Origin of the sequence: Methylobacterium durans (assembly GCF_003173715.1) — a bacterium.
GTDB lineage: Bacteria > Pseudomonadota > Alphaproteobacteria > Rhizobiales > Beijerinckiaceae > Methylobacterium > Methylobacterium durans.
On record NZ_CP029550.1, the window covers coordinates 2,006,923 to 2,027,766 of the forward strand.

A 20,844-nucleotide genomic window follows, 5' to 3' on the forward strand; every position below is an offset into this window, starting at 1 on the left:
TGCGGATGAAGGCCGCGACGCCGTTGGCGATCAGGTTGCTCGCCGCCGCGACCGCGACGGAGACCGAGGCGCCCCCGTGATGCCGAACGAGGCCGCGATCGAGGCCGCGCCGGTATCGACCGTGAGCGTCGAGGTGTCGCGCGCCGCGACAGTGACGTCGCCCGCCGAGATGCCGGTGCCGTCCCCGTCGATCCCCGCATTCACCTGCGCGGCGACGCGGTTCGTGGTGCCGGCGCCCGAGCCCGCGAGGCTGACGCCGATCGCGCCGCCGGAGACGGCCACCGAGCCGGCCTTGATCGAGGCGTCGATGCGCTGGCCGGAGGTCGCCTGCACGGCGAGGTTGCCGCCGGCCTTGATCCCGCTGTTCGTCGACAGGGCCTCGATGGCCAGCGCCGGCACCGAGGTGCTGCCCGAGCCCGTACCGATCAGGTTGATCGCCACGCCGGTGCCGATGCTCGCCGCCACGGCGACGCCGCCGATGCTGGCGCCGGCCGCGATCGCGGCGACCTCGGCGTTGATGCGGCTGCTGTTGGCCGCACTCACCGAAACGTCGGTCTTGGCGTCGAGGCTGGCATTGTTGAGCGTCGCCCGGGTCGAGCCGCCGATCAGGTTCGTCGCGACGGCGCCGCCGCCCGAGACCGCCACGCCGACGCCGCCGCCCGCGAGAGCGGCCGAGGCCGCGGCGACCTTGGCGTTGATGGTCGAGCCCTCGAAGCCCGGGGTCGCCGAATCGTCGGACGGCACCAGCGCCTCGACCGCGATGCCGCCCGTGCGGGTGGTGACGCCCGCCGAGTCGATCTGCGCCGTGAGGGCGCTGTCGATGACGTTGAGCGCCGTGGCGACGCCGATCGCGCCGCCCACGCCGACCGCGCCGCCCGCGGCGGCGATGGCCGCCGTGCCGACATCGACCGAGATCACGGCCCGGTCCTGGGCGCGAACCGAGACGTCGCCCGCGGTCACGCGCGTCGTGGCGCCCTCGATCGACGCCTTGGTGGCGATGCTGATGGCGTTGCCCGAGTAGCTGCCCGAGCCCGCGACGCCGACGCCGACCGTGGCGCCGGTCGCCACGGCGGCACCCGCCGCGACGATCGCGTTGATGGTGCTGGCCGAGGTCGCGCCGACCGCGACACTGCCCTGCGCGTCGACCGTCGTGCCGGAGATCACGGCCTCGACGGCGGCGCTGCCGTTCGCGCGCAGCGCCGGCTGGGCGAGATTCTTGCCGTCCGAGCCCTTCGTCTGCCAGTCGCCGATGATGTTCTGGGCGCCCGCGAGGCCGATCGCCACGGGGACGCTGGCCACGCCCGCGCCGCCGCCCGCGACGGCGAGGGAGGTGACGTTGGCGTCGATCGCCTGCGTGCTCGTCGCGGTGACGCGCACGGCCGCCGCGCCCGTGACCTTGTTGTTCGCGCCCTGCCCGGTCGCCTTCTCGATCGCCGCGCGGGTTCGCGTGGTGATGATGTTGAGCGCCGAGGCGCCGCCGCCGGAGATCTGCACGTTGGCGATGCCGGCGCCGCCGAGGCTCACCGTCGCCGCCGCGGCGACGGCCTTGATGAAGCCGCCGCTCGTCGCGCCGACCGAGACGTCGCCGCTCGTCGCGGTGAGGCCGGTATCCGCGTTGCGGATCGTCGCCTCCACCGCGTTGCCGATCGTGTTGGTGGCGTTCGAGGCTGCGATCGTCACGCCGACCGCCGCAACGCCCGCGCCGCTGCCCGCGATGCCGGCGGCGGCGACGGTGGCGGTGATCTCCGAATTGTCCTGCGCCGTCACCGAGACCGCACTCGCCCGGATGCCCGTGGCACCGTCCCCGTCGATCGTGGCGCGGGTCGCGACCGCGATGACGTTGCTGGCGCCGACGCCCGCACCCGCCACGCTGACGGCGGCCGCACCGGCGCCCTGGACCGAGGCCGAGACCGCCGCGACGTCCGCCTTGATGGTCTGCCGCGCGGTGGCGGTGACGGAGAGCGCGCCGTCCGCGTCGGCGCTCGTGGTGCCGAGGGAGGCCTGGACCTCGTTGCCCGCGCCGATGACGTTGACCGCGATGCCGACGCCGACCGAGACGCCGACGCCGGCCGCCCCGCCGCCGCCCGCCGCGGCGGCCGCCGCGACGATCAGGGCCTGGATGTCCGAGGTGGCCGAGGCCGTGACGCTGGAGGCGCCGCCCCGCACGGTGAGCGTGCTGCCCGAGACGAGGGCGTTGGTCTTCGTCGTGATGACGTTGGCGGCGCCCGCGCCGCCGCTGCTCACCGAGACGCCGGCCGCGCCGCCGCCGCCCACCGAGAGGGCCGCCGCCGCCGAGACGGCCTTGATGCGGCCGTTGCTGGTGGCGCTCACCGAGACGCCGCCGCTGCGGGTGGTCAGGCCGGTATCCGCGTTGCGGATCGCGGCCTCGACTGTGCCCGCGATGGTGTTGAGCGCCAGCGCGAAGCCGACCGCGACCGAGACGCCCGCGGCCCCGCCGCCCGCCGCCGAGAGGGCGGCCGCGCCGGTCGCCGCCGTGATGGCGGAGGTGTCGCTCGCCTTGACGCTGACGCTGCCGGCCTGGATGCCGCCGGTGCCGTCGCCGTCGATCGTCGCGCGGGTGACGACGCCGATCGCATTCGCGGTCACCGCGCCAGCGCCGCTGCCCGAGACGCCGGCCGCACCGCCGCCCTGGATCGCGGCCGCGGCCGCGACGACGGTCGCCGAGATGGTCTGGTTGGAGGTCGCCTCGACGGCGAGCGCGCCCGCGATGTCGAGGGTCGCGTTCTTGACCGCGGCCTCGACCGCCATCGCGTCGGCGGCGAGCGTGTCCTTGCGGTTCCCGTCCGTGCCGCTCGTGGTCCAGCGGCCGATCCGGTTCTCCGCGCCGCCGACGCCGAGGGCGACGCCGACGCCCGCGGCCCCGCCGCCGCCGCCCGAGGCGGCCGCCGCCGAGACGATCGCCGTGATCTGCGACGTGGCGGTCGCCGTCACCGTGAGTCCGGCCGCACTGGTGATGCGGCTCGAATCGACCGTGGCGTTGACCGTGCCGCGGATGCTGTTCGAGGCGAAGGCGCCGCCGCCCGAGACGCCGACGCCCGCCGCGCCGCCGCCCGCGAGGCTGATCGCCGCCGCCGCCGCCGCCGCGTTGATCCGGCCCGCCCGCGAGGCGGTGACCGAGATGCCGGCCGCGCTCGTCTGGATGAGGGCGGCCGCGTTGGCGATGCTCGCCTCGACCGCGCCCGCGATGCTGTTGAGCGCGATGGTGAAGCCGACCGCGACCGAGACGCCGGCCGAGCCGCCGCCGGAACCGGCGAGCGAGGCCGAGCCCGCGAAGGCGTCGATCGTCGAGGAATCCGCCGCGTTGACCGTGATGGAGCCCGCCGTGATGCCGGTCCCGGCGCCATCGATCGTGGCGCGGGTCGAGACCGCGATGGCGTTCGTCACCACGACGCCCGCCGCCGAGACGCCGACGCCCGCCGCGCCGCCGCCGCCGATCGAGGCCGCCGCCGCCGCGACCTGCGCGGTGATGGACTGGGTCGAGGTCGCCTCGACCTTGAGGGCGCCCGCCGTCGTGACGCCGCCGTTGCGCAGGCGCGCCTCGACGAGCGAGCCCTGGCCGTCCACCGCCGTGTCGACCCGGTCCTTGCCCGTGCCGGTCGAGGTCCAGCCGCCGATCTGGTTGGCGGCCGCCGAGGCGCCCAGCGCCACGCCGACGCCCGCCGAGCCGCCGAGGGCGACCGCGGCGCTCGCCGCGAGCACCCGCGCCTCGATCTGCGACGTGCCCGCCGCCGTGATGGTGACGCTGCCGCTCTGCGTGATCGGGCTCGCATCGACGATCGCGCTCGTCACCGAGCGGATCGTGTTGAAGGCGAAGGCGCCGCCGCCCGCCACCGCGACGCCGGCCGTGCCGCCGCCGCCGAGGCTCACCGCCGCGGCCGTCGTGTTCGCCCGGATGGTGGACGCATTTCGGGCGTTGACGAGCAGAGCGCCCGCCGCGGCGACGCCGTTGCCGACGTTCTGCATGTAGGCCTGGGCGGCGGCGTTGATCGTGTTGAGCGCGAGCGCGAAGCCGATCGAGACCGAGACGCCGGCCGTGCCGCCGAGCGAGGCGGAGACCGCCGCGGTCAGCGCGTTCGCGACGATGCTCGACGTGTCCTGCGCCTGCACCGTGACGGCGCCGGCCGTGATCGCGTTGCTGGCGATGGCGCTGCCCACGACGCCGTTGCCCTCGATGAAGGCGCGGGTCGAGACACCGATGGCGTTGATGACGGCGGTCGCGCCGGCGCTGACGCCGACGCCGTTCGAGCCGCCGCCCGCGAGCGCCGCCGAGAGCGCGGCGATGTCGGCCGTGATGGCGTTCTTCGAGAGCGCGTCGACGGTGAGCGCGCCCTTGGCATCGACGGCGACGCGGGTGAGCGAGGCCTCGGTCACGGTGCCGCCGTTTATGGCGAGCGCGTAGGAGGTCGAGCCGTCCGTGCCGGACGGAGTCCAGGTGCCGATGCGGTTCTCGGCGATGGCCGCGCCGACGCCGACCCCGACGCCGTTCGAGCCGCCGACGCCCACAGCCAGCGCGGCGGCCAGGATCTTCGCCTCGATCGTCGCCGAGGCCTCGGCCTTCACCGAGACGTCGCCGGTGCCGGTGGTCTTGAGCACGCTCTCGGCGGCCTGGGCGCGGGTGCTCGTGGTGATGACGTTGCGCGCGTAGGTGATCGCGGCGCTGATCGCGACGCCGTTCGAGGCGCCGGCCCCGATGCTGATCGCCGCCGAGGCCGCGTTCGCCTTGATCGAACCCGCCGACTTGGCGCTGACCAGGATGGCGCCGCTCGTCTGCAGCGTCCGGTCGATGTTGCGCACCACCGCCGAGACGTCGTTGGCGATGCTGTTGAGGGCGATGCTGCCGCCGACCGCGATGGAGACCGCGTTCGAGGGCGAGGCTGCGAGGGCGAGGCTCGCCGAGAGGGCGGTGGCCGAGATGGCGGAGGTGTCCTGAGCGGTCACCGTCGCGCCCGCGGCCGACAGGCCGATCCCCGTGCCGGTCCTGTCGCCGTCGACCAGCGCCGCGGTGGCGAGGCCGATATTGTTCATGGCGAAGGTGCCGCCGATGCTGAAGGCGACGGCATTCGAGCTGGAGACGGTGGCGCCGACCGCGATCGCCGCGATGTTGGCGGTGATCGTGTTCTGGCTCGCGGCCGTCACCGCGAGGGCGCCCGTCGCCGCGACGGAGGTGTTCGAGAGCGTCGCCGAGACGTCGGCGCGCGAGCTCATCGCGGGCGTCTCGCTGATCGTATTGGTGGCCGCATCGTAGGCGGTCCAGCGGCCGATCTCGTTGTAGGCGATGGCGATGCCGAGCGCGCCCGCGCCGCCGGACCCGCCGCCGCTGACGCCGACCGAGGCCGCCGCGGCGACGACGTCCGCCTTGATGGTGGCGAGGCTTGAGGCCGCCACCGTCACCGCGCCGGCCGCATCGATGGAGGCGCCCTGCACGGAGGCCGTCGTGCTGCTGTTGATCGTGTTGACGGCGCCGACGCCGGCGCCGGACACGCCGACGCCCTTGCCGCCGCTGCTGACGCCCACCGCCACGCTGGCGGCCGCGGCGAGGGTCTCGATCCGGCCCTTGCGGTCGGCCGTCACGGTGACGCCGCCGCTGCGGGTCGTCACCTGCGCGTTCTGCACCGAGGCGCTGACGTTGCCGGTGACGCTGTTGAGCGCCACGCTCGCGGCGAGGGCGACCGTGATCGCCCCGCCCTGGCCAAGGCCGGCCGCGATGGAGGCCGCACCGACATTGGCCTTGATGCCGGACTCGTTGAGGGCCGTGACCGACAGGCTGCCGGCATCGATCACGCCGGCATTGACGATCTCGGCGACGGTCGCGACGTCGATGACGTTGCGGGCGACCGAGCCGCCGAGGCTCACCGAGGTCGCGCTGCCGCTGGTGCTGCCCGACAGGCCGACCGAGACGGCGACGGTGGTGGCGTCGACGGTCTCCTTCGACGTGGCGCTGACGCTCACCGCGCCCGCGGCGCGCACCGGCGTGCCGGAGAGCGTGGCGCGCACGGCGGCCGCGGAGCCGACCACGTTGTTCGAGACGGAGGCGCCGATGGCGACGCCGGTCGCCTTGTCGCCGCTGGTGCCGGCGAGCGCGATCGAGGTCGCGCCGGTCAGCGCGGCGATCTCGGCGATGTCGCTCGCCGCCACGGTGAGGCTGCCGACCTTCGCGGCATCGGTGGTGCCGTCGCCGACCTTGGAGGCGAGGATCTCGGCGACCGTCGAGCCGCCCACATTGTTGAGGGCGAGCGCCCCGCCGCCCGCGACGGCGACGCCCTGGCCCTGCGAGCTGACCTGCGCGGCGACCGAGGCCGCGAAGGTCTGCGCGAAGATCTTGGCCTCGCGCGCGGCGGAGACCGAGACGGCGCCGGAGCCCGAGACGTTCGCGACCTGCGTGATGCGTGCGGTGACGTCGCTCTGGATCTCGTTGTCGGCGAGCGCGGCGCCGATCGACACCGTCGGCTTCGTGCTCGAATTGCTGGAATCGGCCGACAGGTTGGCCGAGACCGCGAGCGCCACCGAGGTCGCCCGGATGATCGCCTTGTCCTTGGCCGCGACGGTGACGCCGCCCGCGCCCGAGCTCACCGCGTCGTCGGTGCTGCCGGTGCCGTCGATGATCGCCGAGGTTGCCGTGACGATCTTGTTGCCGACATAGAGGCCGCCGCCCGAGAGGGCGAGATTCTGATCGGTGCCGCCGCTGCCGCCGCCCGTCGAGACGCCGACCGCCACAGCCGCCGCCGTGGTCTTCGCGATGATCGATTCGGCGGATTCCGCCTCGACCGCGACCTTGCGGCCGGCCGTGAGGCGCGACCGCGCCACGCTCGCCCGCACGTCGAGGGAGCGGCCGGTGCCGTCCTTGAAGTTCGCGCCGGTCGGCAGGCCGCTGCCGTAGAAGCCGATCATGTTGAAGGCGAGGGTCACGCCGATGGCGACCGCCTGCGAGGCGCCCTTGCCGACGATGACCGCGGCCGCCGCGGCCGCCGTCTCGGCGGTGATGTCGGAATCGCTGCGCGCGGACACGGAGATGCCGCCGCTGCCGCCCGTCCCGTCCTGGCTCGGAGCCAGGGTGCCCGAGGCGGTGATCTTGCTGTCCGCGATGTGCGCGTCGACGCCGCCGAGGATCGTGTTGAAGCCGAGCGCGCCGCCGCCCGCGAAGCCGAGGTTCTTGCCGTCCTCGGTGCTGAGCAGCACCGCAATCGCGGTCGCCGTCGCCTTGGCATTGATGGTCGCGTCGCTCTTGGCCGCGACGGTCACGTTGCCGGCGCTGGCGGTGAGGTCGCCGACCCGGTCGATCCCGGCGACGAGCGCCTCCTCGGCGATGGTGTTGCGGGCGACGCTGAGCGCGACCGCGATCGTCTTGCCGGATTCGGTGCCGGTGCCGCCCGTGCCACCCGTCGTGCCGCCGGAGGTCCCGCCCGTGGATCCGCCGCTCGCCGGGTCCGTCGGCGGCATCCGGTAGGCCACCGCCGTCACGGGAGCCGTGACGACCGCGTCGATGCGCGACTCGCTCGTCGCGGAGACCGCGACGCCGCCGGCCGCCCTGAGGCTCGCCACGTCGGCGATGGTGGCCGAGGTCGAGAGGCGGGCGAAGTTCAGCGCCACGACCGCGCCGACGCTCGTGACCTGGGCGCCGACCGTGGTGACGGCGTTCTCGATCCGGGCGTCGATCGTCGCCTTCGACTGCGCCGCCACCGTCACCGTGCCGGTGGCGTTGATCGGCTGACCGGAGATCGAGGCCGTCGCCTCGAAGGTGTTGGCCCCCTGGATCACGGTGCCGAGGTCGGTGCCGAGGATCGCGTCCGAGAGGTCGAAAAGCACGTTCTGGCTCGACGTGCCGATCTTGTTGAAGGCCGCCGTGACGCCGACCGCGGTGCCGCTCGATTCCACCGTGCTGTCGACGGTGGCCTTGATGCTGCCGGTGTTCCTGGCCTCGACCGTGACGTTGCCGACCGTCTTGCCCGTCGCGGCATCGCCGAGCTTCGAGCCGGTGATCGTCGCGAGGCTCGATCCCGTGACGACGTTCGCCGCGATGACGGCGCCGATTGCGACCGATTCCTTGGTGCCGGGCTTGGTGCCGGGCTTCAGCTTCGACTCGACCTTGCTCGTCACGCTCGTCCCGATTGAGCCCGTCTGCGCGGCCGTCACCGCGACGTCGCCCGCCTGGATCACCGCCGCGTTGACGAGGCTCGCCGCGGCGGTGCTGCGCACGTCGTTCGAGACGAGGATGCCGCTCGCCGCCGCCGCGTAGGGCTTCGAGGCCGCGGTGCTGCCGGCCGAGGTCGAGCCCTGCGCCGGAGCCGTCGCGGAGCCGCCCGTGTCCTTGCTCTCGCCGAGGTTGAGAACGCCCGGCGGCAGGAATTTCACGAACTCCTTGAGGTTGTTCTCGCGCCAGGAATTAGCCTCGCTGAAGATCTCGGTCGCGAGATTGACGCTCTTCGTCGCGCCGAAATAGACGTAGCGCTTCTCCTGGCCGTTCTCCTTGGCGAAGACGATGTCGCCGAACTTGACGGTCTTGGTGCCCGACTTGGTGGTGTAGGTGTAGTCGTCGAGGATCTTGTTGGCGAAGTCCTCGAGCACGCTCGGCTTCGTGAGGCTCGCGAGCGAGGACAGGCTGTTCTGCGAGTCGATCCTGCCGGCGCCCGTCGCCGAGATCGTGATCGCGCCGCCGGCATCGACCGTCTTCGCGGTCGTGGAATTGTCGAGGGTCGCGAGCGCGCGGGCATTCACCATGTTGCCGGTGAGCGCGACGCCGACCGCGTAGGCGCTTGCGTCCTTCAGCACCGCGTTCGCGGCGCTGGCCTTGTTGGTGATCTTGGCCTCGATCGTCGCACTGGACGTAGCCGAGACGGTGAGCGCGCTCCCCGCGCCCGTGGCGACGCCCGTGCGCAGGACCCGGGCGGTGGCCCCGGACGGCGTGTCGTCGTTGTTGAGGCCCTGCGCGATCAGCGGCTGGCCGGTGATCGTGTCGGCGGCGCGGAACAGGACGTTCTGCTCCTTCCAGCCGATCGTGTTGAAGGCGAGGGTGATCGAGACCGCGCCCTGATCGCTCGACGTCGCGGTCTTGTTGGTCGCCTGGATCGTAGCCGTGTTGTCGGCCGTGACGGAGAGGCCGCCGCCGCCCGTGACCGTGCTGTCGAGGATCGCGGCGTCGGCGGCGCCGAGCACGCTGTTCGTGGCGATGACGCCGCCGAGCGCGAGGCTCTTCGTCTGCGTCTTGGTGCCGATCGCCGGCGTGCCGGCGGCCGGGTCCGCCGTGGGCGTGCTGCCGGCGGCCGGGGCGGGCTGGCCGTTCGTCGGCTTGTAGGAACTCGCCGACTTCACCGTCGCCGCGCTGTCGGCGGTGGCGGTGATGGTCGCTGTCTCCTTGGCGGAGACGGTGATCGCGCCCGTGCCCGAGGTCGCGGTGGTGGCGACGATCTGCGCGGTCGCGTCGCCGTGCACGCTGTTGAGCACGACGAGGCCGCCGATCGCGAGGGCGGCGGCCGATTGCGGCTGCGCGGCGCCCGGATTGGCAGCGGAGGGGTCGCCGGTCGGCGCGTCGGTCGTGGTGGCAGGCGTCGCCGCGGCGGGCGCCGCCGGCATGGCGGGCGTGCCAGTTCCGGTGCCGGTGCTCGTGGTGCCCGGCAGCTTCAGTCCGTCGGGGATGAAGTTCGAGTCGAGCGCGCGCTTCCAGAGCAGCTTGTCGGTGAAGTCGGTGGCGGCGAGGTCGATCTTGACCGGCGTGCCGTCCGGGTTCGTCGACGCGCCCATGTAGACGTAGATGTCGCCCGCCTTGTAGTCGCTCGCCTTGCTCGCGATCTTGACCCAATCCGCCTTGCCGGCGGTCTTCGCGATGACGTCGACGGTGCTCGGCTGCTTGTCGGTCAGGGTCGCGGCGGCGACGTACTTGTAGACCGCGCCGTCCGCCGTCTGGATCGTGTCGCCGGTCTTGATCGTGACCCGCTCGGTGGTGGTGATCTGGTAGGTCGGCTTGGCGTAGCCGTCGGCGATGCGCACCCGCGTGCCGAAGGTGACGGTCTGGAGGTTGGCGGTCTTCGGCGGCTGGCCGAGGGCCGTGAAATCCAGGGTCACGAAATCGGCGGTGCTGATGCCGAGCGGCTTCAGGAACGCATCGAGCCCCTCCTTCAGCGCGACGATCTTCTCGCCGGCGGCCAGCGTCAGCTTCTCGATGCCGACGACGCGCCCGATCGTGTCGCCGACCGCCTTCTGGGCCGCGTTGCTGCTCTTGCGGAGCGCCGCGTCGTCGAGATAGCCGCGGGCCGCGGCCTCGGCGGCGACGCGGTAGGCCGCATCGCGCAGGGCATCGGTCTCCGGCTTCAGGATGTCCGTCGCGGCGACCTTCTTCAGTTCGTCGGCCGCCGCGAGCAGGCGGGCTCGCAGCGTCGTCGTGTCGTTGGCCGGGATCTTGGTGTTGGCGGGATCCGCCAGCGCCTCCATCGCGTCGGTGAGAGCCTTGTAGACCGCGCGGAGCTGGGTCGCCGCGTCGGATTTCGCCTTGAGCTCGGCCTGGGCGCGCTCCAGCGAGGCGGTGGCCCGCTCCACTTGCGAGCGCGCCTCGATGACGAGTTGCTTCACCCGCTCGACCTGCGCCGCGATCTTGTCCTCCAGCGCCGTCACCTCGGCGGGCAGGAGATCCTTGCGGTTCTTGATCAGGTTCGATTGCAGCGTTGCCGACTGCGTCTCGTTCGGGTTCGTCGAGAAGTCGGACGGCAGGAACTTGTTGAGCTTCGACTGGTTCGTGACCGCGCCGCCATCGGTCTTCACCACGGTGGAGCTCGTCACGATCTGCGCGTTCGAGGTGATGCCGGCGGCATCCTGCGCCGTCACCGAGAGGGCGCCCCCCGCCTCGACCGTCCGGCCCGTCGCGCCGGTGTTGTCGATGCGCGCGAGCGCGCTGCCGCTCACCTTGTTCGAGGAGAGCACGAGGCCGAAGCCCGTGCCGCCCGAGCCCTTCATCGAGTCGGTCGAGGACAGGGCCGCGTTGCTGATCGTGGCGTTGATCTTGGCCGACGAGGTCGCCGCGACCGTGAGGTCGCCCCCGGCCTTGGCCGAGGATTGCACGATCGTCGCCTTGGCGCCGGAGCCGACCTCGCCGCCGAAGGCGTTCGAGAGGGTCGGCGAGCCGATCAGCGCGTCGATCGTGTTGAACAGCAGATTCTGGGTCTCGTAGCCCACCGAGTTGAAGGCGAGGGTCACCGCGGCCGAGACGCCGCCCTCGGTTCCGCCGGAGGTGGTGGAGGCCGCGCGCAGGCGCGCATCCACGCCCGCCTCGTTCTCCGCCTCGACGGCGAGGTCGCCCGTGGTCGCCTCGATCGTCGAGCGCAGCACGCTCGCGCCCGCGCCGCCGCGCACGACGTTCGTCGCCGCGATGCCGTTGGCCGCGATCAGCGTCCCGCCGCCCGCGCCGCCGCTGGTGGTCCCGGCCGTGCCGGTCTTCGCCTGGAAGGAAGCGCCGCCCGAGGCCGTGACCGTGCTGACGATCGTGGCGGCGATGTCGGCCGCGTCCTTGGCGAGGACGGAGAGGTCGGCGTGCGCCGTCACGGTGGCGTCGGTGATGCGGGCGCTGGCGCCGCCATTCACCTCGTTGAAGACGATGAGGCCGCCGAACGCCTTCGAGGAGGAGGCGGGCGTGCGGGCCGTCGGGGCGGTGGTGCCCGAAGCGGGCGGCGTCGCGGGCGTCGCCGGGGGAGCCGGGTCGGCCACCTTGTCGAGCGCCGGCAGCACCGTCCGGGCCGGGGCCGGGATCCAGTTGTCGCTGAGGTAATCCTCGCCCTGGAGCGTGACCTTGGCGTTGTCCGGCCCGCGATAGATGTAGATCGTCCCCGCGACGCCCTTGGTGTTGGTGTCGTTCGGGGAGAAACGCACCGTCTGGCCGGTGCGCATGAACTGGTAGCCGTCGAGGGACGAGTAGCGCGCCTTGAGGCGCGTCACCGACGTCGTGCCCTCCGGCGTCGTGACGGTCGTCGTCTCGGCGGTGCCGGCCGCGTTCGTCGTGGTGTTGGTCGTCGTGGCCGTGGTGCCCGCGGGCGCCGGCTTCGTCACGACGCTGGCGCCCTCGGCGACCGCGAACCAGAGGGTCGTGTCCCCGTAATTGGAGGTTCCGAGGTTCACGCTGCGCGACGTGCCGATGAAGATGTAGACCCGCCCGGCGATGGCCGCGTTCGCGCCGGTCCCCACCGCGTAGTCGGCGGCCAGCCGCACCCGGTCGCCGGTCTTCAGGTCCTTGGTGCCCGACTTCGTCGTGTAGTCGTAGATCGTCAGCGCGGTCTCGGCGGCCTTCTTGGCGAGCGCTGCCACGGTGCCGGAGACGGACGACGAGCCGATCATCGCGCTGTCGGCCTCGATCGCGGCGTGGTTCGTCGCCGAGACGGTGACGCTGCCCCCCGTTGAGGTCACGTTCGCGGCGGGCTGGGCCGGGCCTGCGCCGCCTCGGTCGGGGCGCCGATATAGGCCTCGGCCCGGCCGCTCACCTTGTTCGAGGCGAGCACGGCGCCGGCCGAGATGCCGCGCGCGCCGGTCTCGGCCGCGTGCTCGGTATCCTCGGCGTCGGCCTGGGCGACCTCGTTGCCGACCTCGGCCGTGATCTTGGCCTCGCTCTCGGCCGTGACCGAGACGTCGCCCTCGGCCAGCACCGTGGTGCCGGTGATGTAGGCCTTCGCGCCCACCGGCTGCTCGGACTTCGTGGCGGTGGCGATCAGCGGGTCGCCGACGATGGTGTCGACGGCCATGAAGAGCGGGTTGTCCTGCGCGAACCCGACCGTGTTGAAGGCGAGCGTGAAGCCGAGTGCCGTGGTCTCGCCCGCGACCGCGCCCTCGGCCGTCGCCTCGATCTCGGAGGCATTGACGGCGCTGACTGTGACGGCGCCGCCCGACGCGGTCTTCGCGCCCGCGACCGTGCCGCCGTCGATGGTGCTGTCGGCGATGAAGGCGGTGGCGCCGTTGAGCACGCTGTTCGAGACGAGGACGCCGCCGGCCGCGGTGCCGCCCTCGACCTCGCTGGCATCGGTCGCCTGGATCGAGGCCGCGGAATCGGCCGAGACCGTGACGTCGCCGCGCGCCTCGATGGCCGTGTTGACGATCTTCGCCTCGGCCTGGCCCTGCACGGCGTTGCGCGCGAAGATGGCGCCGAAGCCCTTCGAATCGATCTTGCCGACCTTGGGCTTCGAGCCCGTTGTGCCACCGGGCACGACGTTGGCCGCGTCGAGCTTCTTCCAGACCGAGAAATCTGAGAAGTCGCGCGTCGTGTCGCCGAGGTTCAGCGGCGTCGCGCTGTCGGTCCCCATGTACTGGTAGACCGCGCCCTTCTCGCCCACGCCGGTGCCGGTCGGGGTCCAAGTGTCACTGAGGCGGATCTTCTCGCCGAACTTGATCGCCCGCGAGCCCGAGGCGGTGGTGTAGGTGTACTCGGCGAGCAGCGATTCCGCGCTGCGCTCGACGCCGGTGACGGAGCCTGTCTTCACGGCCTTGGCGGAGGCGCCGACCGTGGTCTCGGCCTCGATCGAGACGGTATCCTTCGCCGTGACCGAGACGTCCGTCCCGGCGACGGTCCTGCCCTGCGCATCGATCGTGGCGCGGGCCGCCCCGCTGACGCGGTTCATCGCGACGAGGCCGGAGACGGCGAGCGCGTCGGCGCTGGCGGCCTTCGCCGAGGCGCTGACCTCGTTGCCGAGCTCGGCCGCGATGGCGCCGGAGGACTCCGCTGCGACGGTGATGGCACCGGAGGCCGCGACCGTGCTGTTCGTGATCTCGGCGACGGCCTGGGCCGACGAGGCGCTGCCGAGATTGGTCCCGACCAGGGCGTTGATCGTGTCGAAGGCGAGGTTGCTGCTCTCGTAGCCGATCGCGTTGAAAGCGAGCTGGATGCCCGCCGCCCGCGCCGTGGTGCTCGGCGGCGTGGCGAGACCGGTGCCGCCAGTCGATCCCATTCCGCCCGTCGTGCCGGTGCCGCCCGTCGTGCCGGTGCCACCCGTCGTCCCGGTGTCGGTGGCGCCCGCGTCGGCGACGCCGGTCGGATCGGACTCGCCGGCGGCGCCCTGGGAGGCCGCGGTGATCTGCGCGGCGACCTTCGCCTCGATCGAGCCCTCGGTCTTCGCCGTCACCGAGACGGAGCCGTCGCCGCCCGTCGTCGTGATGGACGCGTTCGCGATGCGCGCCTCGGCGGTCGACAGGATCGTGTTGGTGGCGATGACGCCGTTGATGGCGAGCGCGGTCGCGCGCGTGTTCTGGGCAGTGGCGCCGGCAGGCTTGTCGAAGGCCGAGGTCTGACCGGGCACGGTGCTCGCCGTGCCGGTGCCGGCGGTGCCGTCCGTGGCCGTGCCGGTCTGCTCCTTGATCGTGGCGATGGCCTCGACGGTTGCGTCGGCCTTCGCGGTGATCGTCGCGGCGCGCTCGGCCGAGACGGCGACGCTGCCCGCCGTCACGGTCGAGCCGGTGATGCTCGCGCTCGCCCCGCCCCGGATCTCGTTTCGCACGACGATGCCGCCGGCCGCCGTGGCGCCGGAGCCGCCGGCCTTCGCCGCACCGGTGCCGCTGGTGGCGCCCTCGCCGTCGCCGACGCGGCGCCAGAGGTCGAGGTCGGCGTAGTTCGCACTGCGCAGGTCGAGATCGGCAACGGTCTTGTCCGCGCCCATCCAGGCGTAGATCGCGTCCTTCGGGCCGATCTTCTGCCAGGTGCCCGCGACCGTGAAATCGGTGGTGGCGAGGTTGAGCGCCGCGGAGGCGGTGGCGGGGACGTAGCGGTAATAGGAGCCGACCTCGCCCTTGCCGGCGGGATGACCCTCGCTGACGAGCACCACGCTGCCGGGCTGGATGACCCGGGTCGCGGGGCTGGCGGCGGGCTTTTGGCCGGATTGCGCGGCGGTCGTCGAGGTCGGCAGCGCCCCCTTGACCTTGTCGAGGACGGGGATGGTCGGAATCGCGTCCGGGAAGGTCAGCGCGACGCGCTGGCCGAGCTTGATCGCCACCGGCGTCGCGCTGCTCGCCTGGTAGTCGGACTGGATCTGGGCCTGCTTCTTGAGGCCGCCGTCGCTCGACGCCTGACCCGAGGAGACGAGCTTGACGTTGGCGTTGATGGTCGAGGTGTCGGCGGCCCGAGCACCGACTTCCCCGCCGGCCGTGATGGTGGCGGCGGAGACGATCTCGGCGGTCGCCGAGCGCGCCATCCGGTTCGTCGAGATGAGGCCGCCGAAGCTGCGCGAGCCCGCGCTCGTCGTGGTGCCGCTGCCGGCCACCGTCTTGAGGGGCGTCTTGCCGGCAAGCGCCCGCGCCTTGTCGATAGCGACGCCCTTGTCCCGGTTCTTGATCGCTGCGGCGGCATTCTGCTCCGGCGTGCGAACGGTCACGGTGTTGCTGACCGTGGCGTTGACGGTGCCGGCGCTCGCCGCGTTGACGCCGACCGCGCCCGAGGCGGTGACGTTCGCAGCACTGATCCGCGCCACGATCGACTGCGTGGCGAGCACGGTGAAAAAGCCCGTGCCGAGCACTGCGTCGAGGGCGGTGCCGACGATCTTGTCGGCGATGGCGCTCGTCGCGATGCCGGTCAGGCCGTAGCCGACGACGTTGAAGGCCGCCGCGCCGCCGATCGCGGTGCCGCCGCCCTTCGAACCGCCCTCGACGGTGGTCTCGACGCGCGAATCGATCTTCGAGACGTCGCCCGCGCTGACGGTGACGTCGCCCGACGCCGCCGCGACGCTGCCGCGGGTGATCGTGGCCGTGGTGCTGCCGAGCACGACGTTCGCGGCGAGCGAGCCGGCGACGCCGAACTTGCTCGGCGCGCTCGACGCCTGCGCCGTGGTGGTCAGGTCGAGGGCGTTCTCGGCCGTCAGGGTGACGCCGGTCTCGCCGGCCACGATGGAATCCGTGAGGGCGGCGGTGACGTCGCGCTCCGCCGTGTTGATGGCCGAGCCGCGGCCGATCGCGACCGCGCCCTGGCTGACGACGGCCGAATCGACCTGCTGGTCGAGCGTCGTGATGTCGGTCGGCACGGCGATGGCGCGGGCCACCGTGGCGTCCATGGCGGTGACGGTGATGCTGCCGGCACCCGCCGAGAGGCGGGCCTTCTCGGCCGTCGCGCTGGTCGCGCCGGTGAGCAGGTTGCGCGCCTGGATCGCCCGGGCCTCGATCTCGGTGCTGTTGGTGGCGACGGCCAGCAGCGAGGCGCCCGTGACGGCGACGCCGCGCACGGCGACGCGCACGGTGTCGTTGGCGGTGATCAGGGCGGCGCCGGCCTTGACCGGCGCGGCGAGCGAGCCGTCGTCCTCGCCGTCGCCGGCGAGCGCTTTGGTCGGGTTGACCGGATCGTCGGGCGCCTCGGTGGCGGCGCCGATCTTCACGAGCAGCTTGCCGCGGTTCTCCGCCTGGAGCGCGACGCCGCCCTCCGCCGTGATCACGGCCGGGTCGGTCGCGAGGGGGGCGGCCGTCGGCAGGGTGCCGTTCGCCGCCACCCCGACATCGACGCTCGTCGTGCGGGTGACGGTCTGGTTCCCGGTGAGCGCGAACAGGTTGAGGATGTCGCTGAGGATCGGGATGTTGGCGTTGTCGGCCGCGACGAGCTTCGTCGTCACGGTGGTGGTGTCGGTCGCCGCGAGCCGGACCGCGACGGCCGGGTCGCTGCCCGGCAGCGTCGCCGCACCGGTCTGCGTGAGGCGCGCATCCTTGTCGACGGTGACCTGCGTGGTGTTGGTGACGGTGGTCTCGGCCTTCTTGATCACGCCCTCGACGGCGAGCTCGGCCGGCGTGAACACGTCCGACAGGCTGCTCTCGCCGGTGACGATGCCCTTGAGCGTGTCGCCCGTGCGCTTCGCCGTGTCCATGAAGGTGCCGGCGCCGGGCAGGACGAGGCCGACCGCCTTGACGTCGACCGTGGCACGCGTGGTCGACGCGAGCTTGATCGTGCCGCCGTTGACCGCGCCCGTCGCGCCGACCGCGATGGCCGAGATGTTGGTCTGCGTCGGGGTGATGCGCTTGAGCTGCGAGGAGAGCGCCGAGCGGAGCGTGACGCTGTTCTCGACGTCGGTGGTCAGCTCGGCGGCGCCCGCGAGCGCCGTGACCGTGCCGTCGAGGGTGATCCGGGCGCCGCCCGTGGTCGAGACGGAGAGCGTCTGGGTGTTGATGGGCGCCGCGTCGGCGACCGTGATGCTGCTGCGCACCGCGATCGAGACCGAGGTGCCCCCGATGACGGCGCCCTGGTTGATCGTCACGCCCATCCGCGCGACGGCGCTGGCCGCGCGGTCGCCGTTGCTCGTGACGAGAACCGGACTCACCGTCGCATCCGTCGCGAGGGTGACCGCGCCGCTCGCCTGGATCGTCTTGCCCTGCGCGACCACGAGGCTGTTATCGCCCGAGCCGCCGCGGAAGGTGATCCCGATGTCCCCGGCCTGCGCCTTGACGTCGGCCGAGAGATCGATGCGGTCGTCGCCCGTGCCGCCGTCGAAGCTCACCGCGAGGCTGCCCGTCGTGGCCGTGAGGTTCGTGTCGAACACGAGGGCGTCGTTGCCGGCGCCGGCGCTGAGGCTGAAGCTGGTGCCGGGCGGCAGGGTGGAGAGGTGCAGCGTGTCGTTGCCGGCGCCGAGGAGCACGCCGAAATTCGTGGTCGGCGCCGTGAAGGCGAGGCTCGCGAAGGCCGCGGCCGAGGAGCCGGCCGTCTGGCCGAGGGTATAGCCGCCGGTGCGCGCCGCGAGCGTCGCGTCGAGGTCGCCCGCCACAATGCCCGAGAGGTCGAGCTGCAGGGACCCCTTGCCGCCCGAGAAGACGCCGCTGAGGCTGCCGCCTGAGCCGATCGCTAGCGTGTCGGCGGCAGCCGAGGCGCCGGTGAGATTCGCGACGCCCGAGAAGCTGCCCGTGAACTTGCCGGCCGCGATCGTGCCCGCGTCGGAGCCCGTCAGCGCGAAGCGCGCGCCAGTGCCGTTGCGCAGGACAATGCCGTCCCCGTCGACGGCGCTGGTATCGCTGACGGCGAGCGTCGGGCGGCGTCCGTCCGGCAGGACGTCGAAGGTGGCGACATCGACGGTGATGACGTCCTTGTTCGCGGCCGAGCCCTGGATCGTGAAGGTGCTGAACGAGGCGACGTCGCCGAAGGTGTGGAGGACGCTACCCTCTCGGCCGTTTGTGAAGTCGAGAATCTGGATACGCTGGATCGTGGTGGCAGACTGGTTCGCGCCCTGGGTTTCCTGCACGAGCTTGACGAGGAGCTGATGCTCCTGCGTCGGCGGGTCGGACGGCACTGTGTAGGTGATGTCCGAGTTGAGGAGGACGCGCGGCTCCAGCGGATCGAAGATCAGCCGGTCGCGGTAGAGCATCCGGTCCGTCTTCGCCTTGAGGCGCATGACGAGCTGGCGCTTGGTGGGACGCTTGGCGCGCGCCGCGTCCTCGGCCGGCTTCGGCCGGTTGCGGCGGCGAAACAGCGGCCCCCAGAAGCCTTCCGACTTGAACGGAAAAGCCATCCCACTTTCTCCAGCCGAAGAGCGCGCGCCACGGTGGCGTGCACGAGGCGCAAGAACCCGGCACGCCGAAGGGCTGCCGGGGTTACTCGGTCACAAGGTCAGATGACGGGTCCGTCGCTCCCCCCGGCGCGACGGTCCTTGGCTGGAGAGGCTTCGCCCCGGCCGCGAGGAGCGGCCGGGGCGAAGTCGCGTCAGGCGTTGCCCGACGTCTCGAAGTCGGCCGGCGCGGCCGGGGCCGTATCGGGCGCTTCGGCGGCGGCTCCGCCCCCGATCCGCTCGGCGATCGGGGTCAGGTTCCGCAGCGAGGCGAGGTGCTGGTAGACCAGCTCCAGCTCGTCAGCCTGCATCAGCTCGGCGAGCCGGTCGGCCGGCAGCGCCTTCAGGCGCTCGCGGTTGACCACGCTGAAGCCCGACAGCGTCGAGCGCTGGCCCGTGCGCAGGGTGAATTGCGCCTGCATCGGCTCCAGGAGGTCGAGGTCCTGCAGCCGCTTCACGAAGATCTTCGTGCGCTGGAACTGCACCTGATAGGCCTGGAGGAAGCCCAGCACGTTCTGGAGGTACTGGGTGCGCTCGCCGTCGGCGTCGAACAGGCGCTCGCCGCGGCCCTCGTCGTTGCAGCCGGCGAACTCCTCGTCCACGCACAGGGTGAAGGTGGCGTCGGCATCGTTCGCGTTGTCGCTGGAGAACACGAACGGATAGCGGCGCAGGAAGGCCGGAACGTAGTTGCCCGCCCAGGCGCCGGTGTCGTTGACGTAGAGGTTCTCGTTGTCGCGGATGCCGAGGAGGGCCACCGGGATGATCTCGTCGGCGGCGCCGCCGAACACGATCGTGTACTCGGCCGAGGCGTTGCCGAACTCGGCCACCATCAGCGGCACGGAATTGACGCCCCGCGCGAAGTCGAAGGTGGCGCCGGCCTTGACGGACCAGGATCCGTGGCGCTGCCGCGTCACCGGCACCGCGCGCTCGTAAATGAGAAGTTGTTTGGTCATGGTTCCCCCAGGGGATGGATGTGCGATTCCCGCATCGTTCCGTACGCTTGATAACAAGGCGGTCGCACGTTGCGGAGGCGGTCGGTGCGTTTCGTATTGATCCTGCGTCTCACACCGGACGTCGTATTCTGAAAGGCACAGTTGAGGTAAATCAAAGGCGCTCGAAAGCGTGGCCTTTGTCTGCCAGTACATTGAAAAATGATCGCCGGTTCGTAGCCGATCCGCGCCTCGTTTCAGCGTATTCGCGGCCGGGAATTCAGGCCGCGCCAATGGCGAGGCGTGATTTTGGTGGCTTTCAGGCCATCTCCACCAGTCCTTAACCCGCCCAAGCACGCGCCGATCGGCCCCGTGACCTGAAAACGACCGCCTTGCGGATGAATACCGGGGCGCCCCAGGTGCGGAGGTTTTCCGGCCGGGAACCGATGCAGCGCGGGGCGCCGCCGGCAGGCGCCCGGCCGCAGGCGGATTGCGGCACGCCGGGCCGCCTCGCTCAGATCGCGGCCCGGCGCCGTCCGCGCATCGGCCGCAGGAGGTCCGCCTCCGTTCCGAACTTGGCGATGTAGGCCGTGTTGAGCCCGAGGCATTCCCGCGAGGCGCAGGCGTCGCGGTGGACGCACTGGTAGAAGCCGTTGCGCTCGAACTCCCGCCAGAAATCGGGGTCGATGTGCAGTTCCGGCTGGCCGTTGACGAGCGCGTCGCCGAGATCGCCGAGAAGGCATTCGGGGAAGTTCTTGATCTCGACGGCCCGGCCGAGGGCGCGGGCGCGCAGGACGGCCTCGCGTAGGTAGGGCAGCAGCACCGCGTGGGAGGCCACGAGATCCTTCTCGTCGCGCTCGGCCATCGGGAAGTAGACCCAGAATTCCATCTGGGTCAGGCGCTTGAGGTGGGCGAGCCGCTCCACGATCCCGGGCAGGAGGCGGTAGCTCCTGGCCGTCACCACGGTATTCGTGAGCGTCGCGATCCCCTCCATCGCGTCGAGGGTCTCGAGCCCGCGGAGGGCCCGCTCGAAGGAGCCCGGCACGAGGGTGAGGCCGTCGTGGCTCTCGGCGTCCGAGCCGGCGATCGAGACGAAGAACTCATCGACGCCGGCCTCGACGAGGCGCCGGCAGAAGCTCGCCTGGCCGAGATGCATGCCGTGGGTCTGGATGCGCACGTGCTCGAAGCCGCTCGCCCGGGCGCGGCGGGCGAGGTCCGGCAGGTCCCGTCTCAGGGTGATCTCGGATCCGGTGAGGATCAGGCCGTTCCAGCGCCGCTCCCGCGCGTTCTGCGCGAGCACCGCCTCGAAATGGGCATCGGATTCCGGCGCGAGCCGGTCCATCGTCCCCTCGATCATGCAGTGCACGCACTTGAGATTGCAGCGGAACTCCATCGTCAGGGAGACGTAGGCCGCGTGGTCGTAGCGTCCCATC

Annotated in this window: 4 protein-coding genes; all 4 read right to left on the bottom strand. The window is 72.1% G+C overall.

Going from position 1 to position 20,844, the window contains the following annotated elements:
- Window positions 1-30: 30 nt before the first annotated feature.
- Entirely contained in the window at window positions 31-12,402 is a 12,372-nt protein-coding gene (locus DK389_RS34100; protein WP_236960758.1) for a beta strand repeat-containing protein, read from the bottom strand.
- Entirely contained in the window at window positions 12,399-18,446 is a 6,048-nt protein-coding gene (locus DK389_RS34105) for an LEPR-XLL domain-containing protein (protein WP_236960759.1), read from the bottom strand. Before DK389_RS34105 ends, DK389_RS34100 begins: the two co-directional genes overlap by 4 nt.
- Before the next feature lie 191 nt (window positions 18,447-18,637).
- Window positions 18,638-19,435 (bottom strand): SapC family protein, encoded by a 798-nt coding sequence (locus DK389_RS09200; protein WP_109889018.1) that lies wholly within the window; start codon window positions 19,433-19,435, stop codon window positions 18,638-18,640.
- Window positions 19,436-19,925: 490 nt separating this feature from the next.
- A complete protein-coding gene (locus tag DK389_RS09205) occupies window positions 19,926-20,843 on the bottom strand; it encodes a radical SAM protein (RefSeq protein ID WP_109889020.1) in 918 nt (305 codons plus the stop codon).
- Between the last annotated feature and the right edge of the window lies 1 nt (window position 20,844).

Coding starts and splice junctions, on each gene's coding strand:
- DK389_RS34105 (WP_236960759.1), bottom strand. CDS start 18,446: ATGGCTTTTCCGTTCAAGTCGGAAGGCTTCTGGGGGCCGCTGTTTCGC.
- DK389_RS09205 (WP_109889020.1), bottom strand. CDS start 20,843: ATGGGACGCTACGACCACGCGGCCTACGTCTCCCTGACGATGGAGTTC.
- DK389_RS09200 (WP_109889018.1), bottom strand. CDS start 19,435: ATGACCAAACAACTTCTCATTTACGAGCGCGCGGTGCCGGTGACGCGG.